At 67.0% G+C, this 9,744-nt stretch carries 11 protein-coding genes; 2 read left to right on the top strand and 9 right to left on the bottom strand.

Translation table 11 applies throughout. From position 1 onward, the window contains the following. Window positions 1-13: 13 nt before the first annotated feature. Window positions 14-520, top strand: coding sequence for a protein-tyrosine phosphatase family protein (locus QUD34_RS08640; protein ID WP_286353290.1), 507 nt, complete (start codon window positions 14-16; stop codon window positions 518-520). Here QUD34_RS08640 and QUD34_RS08635 read toward each other — a convergent pair. From QUD34_RS08635 to QUD34_RS08610, 6 genes are all read right to left on the bottom strand, one after another. Beyond that, complete coding sequence (locus QUD34_RS08635; RefSeq protein WP_286353289.1) at window positions 517-1,509, bottom strand: hypothetical protein; 993 nt, start codon at window positions 1,507-1,509, stop codon at window positions 517-519. The genes QUD34_RS08640 and QUD34_RS08635 overlap by 4 nt on opposite strands. After that, complete coding sequence (locus tag QUD34_RS08630; protein ID WP_286353288.1) at window positions 1,506-2,228, bottom strand: ABC transporter ATP-binding protein; 723 nt, start codon at window positions 2,226-2,228, stop codon at window positions 1,506-1,508. The genes QUD34_RS08635 and QUD34_RS08630 overlap by 4 nt, the downstream gene beginning before the upstream one ends. A gap of 2 nt (window positions 2,229-2,230) precedes the next feature. Next, complete coding sequence (locus QUD34_RS08625) at window positions 2,231-3,367, bottom strand: ABC transporter permease (RefSeq protein WP_286353287.1); 1,137 nt, start codon at window positions 3,365-3,367, stop codon at window positions 2,231-2,233. Beyond that, window positions 3,330-3,659: a hypothetical protein gene (locus tag QUD34_RS08620; RefSeq protein ID WP_286353286.1), complete on the bottom strand. Its 330-nt coding sequence runs from the start codon at window positions 3,657-3,659 to the stop codon at window positions 3,330-3,332. Before QUD34_RS08620 ends, QUD34_RS08625 begins: the two co-directional genes overlap by 38 nt. 10 nt (window positions 3,660-3,669) lie before the next feature. Then, complete coding sequence (locus tag QUD34_RS08615; RefSeq protein WP_286353285.1) at window positions 3,670-4,125, bottom strand: nitrous oxide reductase accessory protein NosL; 456 nt, start codon at window positions 4,123-4,125, stop codon at window positions 3,670-3,672. Between the two features lie 73 nt (window positions 4,126-4,198). Further along, window positions 4,199-4,576, bottom strand: coding sequence for a response regulator (locus QUD34_RS08610; protein ID WP_286353284.1), 378 nt, complete (start codon window positions 4,574-4,576; stop codon window positions 4,199-4,201). A 247-nt stretch (window positions 4,577-4,823) separates the two neighbouring features. Here QUD34_RS08610 and QUD34_RS08605 point away from each other — a divergent pair, with 247 nt between their 5' ends. Then, the gene (locus tag QUD34_RS08605) at window positions 4,824-5,486 is read left to right on the top strand and encodes a response regulator (protein WP_286353283.1); all 663 of its coding nucleotides are present in this window, start codon (window positions 4,824-4,826) and stop codon (window positions 5,484-5,486) included. Here QUD34_RS08605 and QUD34_RS08600 read toward each other — a convergent pair. The 3 genes from QUD34_RS08600 to QUD34_RS08590 all read right to left on the bottom strand — a co-directional run bounded on the left by QUD34_RS08600 (window position 5,476) and on the right by QUD34_RS08590 (window position 9,718). Continuing rightward, entirely contained in the window at window positions 5,476-7,218 is a 1,743-nt protein-coding gene (locus QUD34_RS08600; RefSeq protein WP_286353282.1) for a PAS domain-containing sensor histidine kinase, read from the bottom strand. The two genes, QUD34_RS08605 and QUD34_RS08600, sit on opposite strands and share 11 nt — an antisense overlap. A 120-nt stretch (window positions 7,219-7,338) precedes the next feature. Continuing rightward, window positions 7,339-7,773 carry an FKBP-type peptidyl-prolyl cis-trans isomerase gene (locus QUD34_RS08595; RefSeq protein WP_286353281.1) on the bottom strand — a complete coding sequence of 145 codons (435 nt, stop codon included), beginning with the start codon at window positions 7,771-7,773 and terminating at the stop codon, window positions 7,339-7,341. Window positions 7,774-7,891: 118 nt separating this feature from the next. Next, window positions 7,892-9,718 carry an AMP-dependent synthetase/ligase gene (locus tag QUD34_RS08590; RefSeq protein ID WP_286353280.1) on the bottom strand — a complete coding sequence of 609 codons (1,827 nt, stop codon included), beginning with the start codon at window positions 9,716-9,718 and terminating at the stop codon, window positions 7,892-7,894. Between the last annotated feature and the right edge of the window lie 26 nt (window positions 9,719-9,744).

Raw genomic sequence — 9,744 nt, 5'->3', positions numbered from 1 at the left:
CGCGGAGGGTTCCATGTTGAAACTGTCGCTCCTCCTTCTCCCGGCCCTGGTGCTCCAGGCCCAGGACTCGGTGATTCCAGGCGCCGTGGAGGTGCGCACCGGCGTCTTTGTGCTCAAGGGCACGCCCAACGAGACCACCTGCCAGGCCCTGAAGAAGCACCACTTCACCCATGTGATCGACCTGCGCCGGGATGACGAGCCGAACCTCAATTGCGAATCCGAGTCGGCGAAGATGACCGATCTGGGGATCCACTACCAGCGCTACGCACTGGCCAAAGCGCCCCCGGATGCTGACTTCGACTTCCTGAGGACCCTGCTTCGCGACCTTCCCAAGGGCTCCCGGGTGCTGCTCCACTGCAGCAACGGCAACCGGGCCGCGGCCATCGTCTGTCCCTGGCTGGTGATGGACAAGGGCATGCCCATGTCGGAGGCGCTCCGGATCTCCATGGAGGCCGGTCTCCAGCTGCCCGAAACCCAGGCGGCCGTGCGGCGCTACCTGGGCCGCCACGGCATGAGTTAGAGCCTTAAGGGCGACAGCACCATCCACGCGCCCACGATGAGGGTGAAGAGCAGCGCCAGGGCCACCGTGGCCCAGGTGAGCTTCCGCTGGATCCCGGGCAGGGCGATCGCCAGGCTGGGGCGTCCTTGAAAGGGCGCCAAGGCGCCGACGCCCAGACCCGAGATGGCCCCCCCCAGCAGGGCCCCGTACAGCGGATAGCCGACGAAGCCGTACTCCCGGTGCAGCAGGCAGAAGGGGCAGTGGTGCGTGGGCAGGGCGTAGATGTAGAGGCCGATGAAGGAGATCAGAGAGGCGGCGGCCACCGCCAGGAAGGCCAGGCTGAGGATCGCGAACGGGACCGTGCCTTGCCGCTTCCGGAGGACGAGGCCGCCTGCGGCCAGCAGGGCCGCCAGGACGGACCAGAAGGCGGGGCGCATGAACCGGGGCGGCAGCCCGGCCAGACTGGCGCCGAGGCTCTGGCGGCCCTGCCCGAAGAGGCTGCCGCAGCAGCTCGTCATCACATCGGCCTTCAGGCCGGCGACATAGCGCCACTGCAGGTAGGTCTCCAGCAGCACCAGAGGGACCAGCAGCAGCAGCAGGGCGTGCTTCGCACGGATCAGCGGATAGTCGTGGCCCCGGGTGTCCGCGTGGTGGAGGACCAGCCACACCCCGGCCAGCAGGCAGGTGCCGAGCTTCACCAGGAGGGTGGGGTAGCCGAAGCCGTTGGCGGCGAGGGAACCCGCGGCACACATGGCACCCACGAACTGATCGTGCAGGCCGTCCGCCGTGAAGACGAACAGGAACAGGGACAGGATCTGGATGACGAGGGCGTTGGCGACGAGGGTGGAGACCAGGTAGGTGCGCCGTTCCAGGTCGAGCTGCACCTCGCTGCCGCTCCGGAGGTTCCACCTGAGCATGATCTCGACGGCATGCCAGCCCGCGAAGCCCAGCATGAGCGAGACGAGGCCCGAGGCGAGCAGGAGGGCGAGGACTCCCGGATGCTGAATCATGGCGTGGTCGCGGTGATGCGGCCGTCCCGCAGGGTCACCACCCGGTCCGCGAGGGGCGACTCGTAGACGATGGGGTCGTGGCTGGCGATGAGGAGGGTCCTGCCGGTGGCCTTGAAGGTCCCCATCAGCTCCATGAACTCCGCGGAGAGCCGGCTGTCCAGGTGGGCCGTCGGCTCATCGGCGATGATCACGGCGGGATCATTGATGAGGGCCCGGGCCACGGCCACGCGCTGGGCCTCGCCGCCGGACAGCCGGCCCACGGCGGCTCCGGCCTGTCGCGAGAGGCCGAAGCGGCCCAACAGCTCCAGGGCCCGGCGGCGGACGACAGCGGCGTCCTCCCCGGTGGGGCAGGTTGGGAGCATCACATTCTCCAAGGCCGAGATGCCCTGGATCAGGTTGAACTGCTGGAAGATGAAGCCGAAGGTCCGGCGCCGGATGCCCGTGAGGAAGCGCTCGGGCAGGCTGGTGATCTCGAGGCCGTCTCCAGAGGGGAGGCCGGGCAGGGCCGCCGCGGGAAGACCATGGAGGTGGATGCGACCCGAGGTGGGGCGGGCCATGCAGCCGATGAGGGTCAGCAGGGTCGTCTTGCCGGAGCCGCTGGGGCCCTTGAGGATCGTGAGCTGGCCGAACGGAATCTGGAGGCTCACGCCGTCCACCGCGGTGAACGGCGTGGCGAGGCCGGCATGGTAGGTCTTCACCACCTGGGTGAGCTCGATCATGGTCAGGACCTCATCGCGGCGTCGGGGTCCACCGTGGCGGCCCGCCAACACGGCACGAGGGTGGCGGCCGTGTAGGGCAGGACCGTGAGGAAGAACAGCACCCCGAGCTGGTAGGCGTCCACCGTGGGGATGAGGCGGTAGCGCGGGAAGAGGACCGACCAGCCCTTGAGGGCGTGCTCGAAGAGCGAGGCGGAGAAGAAGAAGACATGGCCGTAGGCGAGCAGGACGCCGGAGAGGAAGGCCGTCAGGGAGATGACGGTGCCTTCCCAGAACTTCAGCAGCAGCACATCCGAGGTCTCCCAGCCGATGGATTTCAGGATGCCGATCTCCTTACGTTCTTCCGCCGAGAGGCCCGTGGCCTTGTCCCAGGCGAAGATGACGAAGGAGAGCAGGGCCGAGGCCAGCACGGCCACCAGCAGGCCGCCGCGCCAGTCGAAAATGGCGTCGTAGGTGCGGAGGATCTCGGATTTCAGGATGGGCCGGGCATCGGGGAACCGCTCCACGATCTTGGCGGCGATGGTGGGCAGCTCGCGGGGGTTTCCGGCGCGGACCATCAGGTCCGTGGCCTGGCCTTCGGGCAGGTTGAAGAGGGTCCGGATGTCCGGCAGGGCCATGATGACGAGATCCGACGACACCAATTCGGATTCGGCGGGCAGCACCTTCTGGATTGAGAACAGCATGGGAAGGCCGGTGTAGCCGCGGAGGGAGATCATGTCCCCCTCCTTCACGCGCATGCTGCGGGCCACGCCCTGGCCGATGAGGACGGAATCCGCCGCCAGGCCGCCGCCCTCCTGGCCCATGACGGTGAGGTTCCCTCCATAGACGGGATCGTAGTAGTAGCCCCAGACCCGCGGCGTGACCTCCCTCACCCCCCGGATGGCGCGGATGGCCTCCGCCTGGGCGGTGGGGATCGGATCGTGGCGCCCGGCCACCATGCGCTGGACCACCATCTCCGGGGCCTGGCCGAGCACCAGTCGGGCCTCGCGCTTAAGGGCCTGGACGAAGAAGATCAGCGAGGCGAGGACGGCCACCACGAGCGTGTAGACCAGGAGCAGCGACAGGTTCCGCCCCCTTCGCCGCAGCAGCGAGGACAGTGCGAAATCAAGGATGTTCCGGGTGCGGCGCAGGGACGGGTGCATGAGGTCTCGAGGGGAAGGCGGGCGGCGGCACCAGGGAACCGGAGGGGAAGTGCTCCAGACCCAGGGGGTGATCCTGGAAGGCGGCGTGGCGGTCGGCCATGGCCGGGTGGCGGGTGTAGCGGGCTTCGGTGAAGAGGCAGAGATCCGTGAGGCCCAGTTCCCGCACCAGGGTCTGGCTGGGTTGGCGCTGGAAGAGGGCCGGTCCTTCCTGCACCCGCGCATGGAGCAGGGCGGCTGCGAGCAGGCCGACCTGAGTGCCCGTCAGGATCAGGAAGAAGGTGGATTTGCGCACGGCGGGGGGCCTACTCCAGGGCCTTGAGGACGGCGGGCGTGACCTCCTGGAATCCCAGGATCCGCTGGCCCTTGTGATCCTTGAGGAAGTCGCGCGCATCGGCCTCGGAAGCGAAGGGCACGAGCTCCCTTCCCATGGGGCCCATGACATCGCTGCCCATCGCGTAGAAGGCCTTGCGGCCATCGATGGGGGCGAGACCGTAGTAGTCCTTCACCCGGATCGAGACGATGTCGGCCGCTTTCCGGCGCGGGGCGTAGCGGCCCAGGTCCAGGAGGCAGGCGAAGAGATCCTTCGGTCCGTCGAACCAGGCCGTGGTGCCGTCCTTGAACGAAATGGCCGAGGCCCAGTCGGGGAAGTTCGCCACGAACATGCCGCACACGGCGCAGTTGCCCTGGGGCTCCGGGGGAGGCGCGGAGGCCGCCGAGAGGCCGGCCGCCAGGGCCGCGGCGAGAGCGAGGGCGCGCATGGCAGGTCTCCTGAGAATCGGTGGAACAAGGGGGGCGATCACGAAAGCATGCCAGGAGTCGGGGCCGAGGGGGTCATGCCTGCCGCATGGACTTGTGCCGGGAGGCGGCGATGAGCTGGATGACCCCCTCCCAGTCGAGGTGATTCTTGACGAAAAAGCCATCCAGGCCGGCCTTCCGTGCGGCCTCCCGGTATTCCGGGAGATCATGGGCGGTGCAGATGGCCACTGAGATTTCCGGGTAGTCCCGGTGGATGGTCTCCACCAGATCAAGCCCCGTGCCGTCGGGAAGACAGAGGTCCACCAGGACGGCTTCCGGGTGGGTCTCCCGGAGCGTCTGTCGGCCTTGGGCGAGGCTTTCGGCCTCATGGAAGCTCAAATCGGGGAAATGACGGCTCAGCGAGTCCCGGAGGTACCGTCGGAACAGCTGGTTGTCTTCCACGATCAGTACCATGGGATCTCATTTCAGTTCGGCGCCGGCAGAGTCCCGGTGGGCCTGGTCGAAGGGAGGCGTGCCGCGGGATCGGCTCGCAAGCGAACCCGCAGGTCCCATGGTGGGTCCCGGGGGAAGGTGGGCGAATGGGGGGTCCCCCCCATTGGCTTGGGGGGAACTCCCCATTTCCACCTTTTCATAATGACTAGGCAATTCGCCCCTGGTCCCGCTAGGCTGTGGCGACACGCACGACGGGATCGAGAGTGGCATGGCCCAAGAACAGCGATATCGCCTCGTCATCGCGGAGGATCACACCATCCTCCGGGAAGGACTGAAGGCATTGCTGAGCTCGCGACCGGATCTCGAGGTGGTGGGGGAGGCCGCCGATGGGCGCGAGGCGGTGCGGCGGGCGGAGGAGCTGACGCCCGACCTCATGATGCTGGACCTCTCCATGCCCCGGTCCAACGGGCTGGAAGCCTTGAAGGAGATCAAGCGCATCAGCCCCCAGACCAAGGTCCTGGTCCTGACGGTCCACAAGACCGAGGACTATGTGTTCACCGCCCTCCAGGCCGGGGCGGACGGCTATGTGCTGAAGGATTCATCCGCTTCGGAGCTGATGCTGGCCGTGCGCAGCGTGCTGAATGGCGAGCGGTACCTTGGGCCCGCCATCGCCTCGACCGTGGTGTCGGGCTATCTGGGGGCCAAGGATGCCTCCACCCTTCGCCCGGCCTTCGATGAACTCTCCACCCGGGAGCGGGAGGTCCTGAAGCTCATCGCGGAGGGCTATCGCACCAAGGACATCGCGGAATACCTCTGCATCAGCCCCAAAACCGTGGAAAAGCACCGGGCGAACCTGATGGACCGGCTCAAGCTGCATACGGTGCCCGCCCTGACCACCTACGCCATCGAGAAGGGCCTCGTCACGAAGTGACGGGGTCTCCTTCGGAGGTAGGCCACCGGGCGATGATCATGGTGCCCTCGCCCTCGGTGGAGGTGAGGATGAGGGAGCCGCCGAACAGTTCGGCCCGCTCCCGCATGGAGGCTAGGCCGAAGCCCGTCGTGGCGCCGTCGCGCCGGGTGACGGCGAGGTCGAAGCCCACGCCGTTGTCCCAGATCATGAGCTGGAGGTCGTGGAGGACCTGTCTCAGGACGATGGTGATCTTGTCGGCATGACTGTGCTTGGCCGCATTGTTCATCGCCTCCTGGAGAATGCGGAACACATTCGTCCGGAGGAGGTCGGGGACTTCGAATTCCTCGACCTCGATGACCTTCTCCACCTGGATGTGGGGGTAGGTCCCCTGGAATTCCCGCACGAACCAGGCGATGGTGGCCAGCAGTCCGAGGTCGTCGAGGGTGGAGGGGCGCAGGGCCATGGAAATGCGGCGGACCTCCTCCACCGAGGCCTGGATCACGGGAACCACCGCCTGCAGGGACTGGGCCTGGCGCCCGCCCGCCGGAGGCCACTCCTCGCTGTCCAGGACTCGCTCCACCATGAACTTGATGGCGCTCAGGGACTGGCCGATGCTGTCGTGCAGTTCCCGGGCCACGCGCTGGCGCTCGCTCTCCTGGGCCGTGAGCAGGCGGGCCGAGAGGCGGTGCAGGGCCTCGCGGGAATCGCGGAGGGCCTGCTCGGCTTTGTGCCGCTCGGTGATGTCCTGGATGTTCGCGAGGAGCGAGTTCTCGCCCCGGTACCGGATGAGGATGCTGCGGCCGCTGATCCAGCGGGTCTCGCCGGTGGAGGTGATGATACGGCATTCGTAGTCCTGGGAGGGAGCCGAACCCAGGAACCTTCTCCGCCAGATCTCCTGGACGGTGGGCCAGTCGTCGGGGTGGACGATGTCCGCGACATCCATGCCCTCCAGATCGGAAGGCGACCGCCCCACCATCTGGAAGAACTTCTGATTGGCGAACTCCAGCTTGCCGTTGCGGTAGATGAAGATGCCGGTGGGCGAGTTCTCCACGACGGTGCTGTATTTCTCTTCGGAGTAGCGCAGCTCCTCCTCGGCCTTCTTGCGCTCGGTCGTATCGATGAAGGTGTAGACGAATCCGGCGACGGACCCGTCCGGCCGCCAGATGGGAGAGCAGGTGAGGTAGGCCGGAAACCAGGTGTCGTCGCGGCGCACGGCCCGCACTTCACCCGACCAGCCCTTTACGGCTCCGAAGGACGACAGGCCCTGGCGCACGGCCGCTGCGCTGAACGCGGTCACCTTCGCCAGGGTCTCGCCGCGGACCTCCTCCTCCGTCCACCCGAACATCCGCTCGGCGAACTGGTTCCAGTAGAGGATGACGCCATGCTTTCCCGTGGCCACTACGCCCTGCTGGACCACGGCCAGGATCCTGGCCTGGAACTGGATCCGCTCGTCGGCCTTGGTCCGCTCCATGGCCTCGGCCATGATCCGCTCCTTGGCGTCGTTCCGGATGAACTCATTGGTGGCCTGCACCTCCCTCAGGGCCCGTTCGGTCTCCGCCTTGGCCAGGAGGTGGCGGACCATGGGCTTGATGAGCAGGTAGTACATGGAAGGGAAGCAGACGAGGATGAGGGTCCCGGAATCCACGAACGCCATGGTCAGGTGGTCGTCCAGGAACAAGGGCTCCAGCGCCACCATGATGGTGAGTTCGGTGATGACGATGATCGCCGACACGATCAGGAAGGACCGGATCACCCCCCGTGTGAGGGAAGCGGGCGGTGGGTTCTCCACCGGCGGCGTGGGCCGGATGGGAATGGGGGAGGGCGCTCGACGCGGGGCAGTCACGGATGACCTCGGATGGTGGAAACCCTCGGGCTAGCGGATGTCGATGAGGTCCAACTCGAAGAGCAGCGTGGCCCCGGGAGGGATGTCGTCGCCGATCTCGTGGGGGGCGTAGCCGAGGGCAGGAGGCACCCGGAGCAGGCGTTTCCCGCCCTGTCTCATGGTCGCGAGGCCTTCGTCCCACCCCTTGATGACTCGGCCGACGCCGAGGGGGAAGGTGGCGGGGTAGCCCCGCTTGCGCGTGTCGAGGAAGAGGCGTCCCTTCTGGCCGTTCTCCTCCACCCAGCCCAGGGCCTCGACCACGCAGGTCTGGCCGACCCGCGGGGAGGCGCCGCCCCCGGGGGCGAGGTCCGCGACCCCCAGGCCGCTTGGGGAGGTGGACAGGCGCGGCGTGGAGGCTTGGGGGGCGCGGCATCCGTAGGTGGAGGCGAGCAGGAGGATGGACAGGCAGGCGACGCTGGCACGCATGGAAGAACCCCCTGGGACTGGATGGACCGTCCAGCCTATCAGAGGTGGCTCCCGGGCGGTTTCAGGGGGAGCCGGCCGGGGTAGGGATTTCCCCCAGTGCCGGCCCGCCGGTACCGGATCAGCCCTTGAGCTCGGTGTACATTCCCTCGATCTGATCGGCGTACATCTGATTCACGACCCGCCGCTTCACCTTGAGGGAGGGCGTCAGCTGCCCGCCTTCGAGGGTCATCTCCTGGTCCAGCAGGACGATTTTCTTGACGCGCTCGTAGTTGGAGAGGTGCTCGTTCACCCGCTCGACCCGGCTGCCCACCTTGGCGACCACGAGCGGATTCTTGATGAGCTCGGCATGGGACTTGAAGGCGATCTTCTTGTAGCCCGCCCACCGCACCAGGCTGTCGAAATTGGGGACGATGAGCGCGGTGATGAAGTTCCGCTGGTCGCCGATGAGCACGGCCTGGGAGATGTACTTGTCCACCTTGAGCTGGTTCTCGATGGGCTGGGGGGCCACCTTCTTGCCCCCGCTCGTGACGAGGAGCTCCTTCTTGCGGTCGGTGATGTACAGGCGCCCTTCGTCGTCGAAGTGCCCGATGTCGCCGGTGTGGAAGTAGCCGTCGGCGTCGATGGCCTCCTGGGTGGCCTTCTCGTTGTTCCAGTACCCCACCATGATGTTCGGCCCCTGGCAGAGGATCTCGCCATCTTCCGCGATCTTCACGAAGGGCCGGCCGTTCCACTCCTTGTAGAGCGGGCGGCCCACGCAGCCGGGGATGACCTCGCCGAAGCGGTTCACGGTGATGATCGGGCTGGTCTCCGTCAGGCCGTAGCCCTCGAGGATGGGGATGCCGAGGATCCAGAAGAACTCCATGATCTTCCCGCCGAGGGGGGCGCCGCCGCTGACGGCGATCTTCAGCCGGCCCCCGGTGCGCTGGCGGATCTTCTCGAAGACGACGGCCTTCGCCGTGCGGTACCACATGCCCTTCCAAGAGGGGGGCTCCTGGCCCTTCAGCAGGTAGGGCACTGCCTGGCGGCCGGCCAGCATGGCCCAGTGGAAGATCAGGCGCTTGATGAAGCTGCCGGAGGACACGGTGTCGTAGATCTTCGCGAAGATCTTCTCGTAGATGCGGGGGACCGAGGCCATGAGCGTGGGCCGCACTTCCAGCATGTCGGCCGCGACGGTGCTGACGCTCTCCGCGTAGTAGATGGAGGCGCCGACATGGAACCAGAGGAAGTGGCCGGCCATGCGCTCGAAGATGTGGGTGAGGGGCAGGAAGCTCAGGGCCCGCTCGTTATCGGTGATGTTCGCCACCGTGGCCCGCCCCGCGAGGACATTGGACACGAGGTTGCCGTGCGTGAGGATGGCGCCCTTGGGATCGCCCGTGGTGCCGGAGGTGTAGATGAGGGTGAGGATGTCCGAGGCCTTCCTCTGCTCGCCCCAGGCGCGGACCTCGGGACGGCGGGCCTCCATGGCCAGGCCTTCCCGCTGGAGGTCCGACCAGAGGAACAGGTTCCGGCCGGTCACCGCCGGGAGCTCGCCGTCGATCAGCACGGCGGCCTCCAGGGCCGGCAGCTCGTCCCAGTGGGCCAGCACCTTGTCGAGCTGTTCCCGGGTGGAGCAGAGCACCCACCGGGATTGGCTGTCCTTCAGGATGTAGGCCGCCTGCTCGGCGTTCAGGGTGGCGTAGATGGTGACATCGGGAGTGCCCAGGATGGCGCAGGCGTAATCGGCGATGGCCCACTCCGGGCGGTTTTCCGACATGAATGCTACCCGGTCTCCGGGCTTGAGGCCGCGGGCGGCCATGGCCAGGGCCAAACGCTCGACCCGGGCCACGATCTCGGCGTGGGAGATGGGTTCATAGACGCCATTGCGCTTCGCGGCCAGGGCATCGGGAAGGTTCTTCTCCGCGGCCGTATAGAAAAGCTGGGCAATGGTTTCGATGGGCTGGGCCACAATGACTCCGAAACACTTGGGGGATG

This window comes from Geothrix oryzae, assembly GCF_030295385.1.
Lineage (GTDB): Bacteria > Acidobacteriota > Holophagae > Holophagales > Holophagaceae > Geothrix > Geothrix oryzae.
Note: the sequence above shows the minus strand (reverse complement) of the source record. Positions and strands in the feature narration are given on the sequence as shown.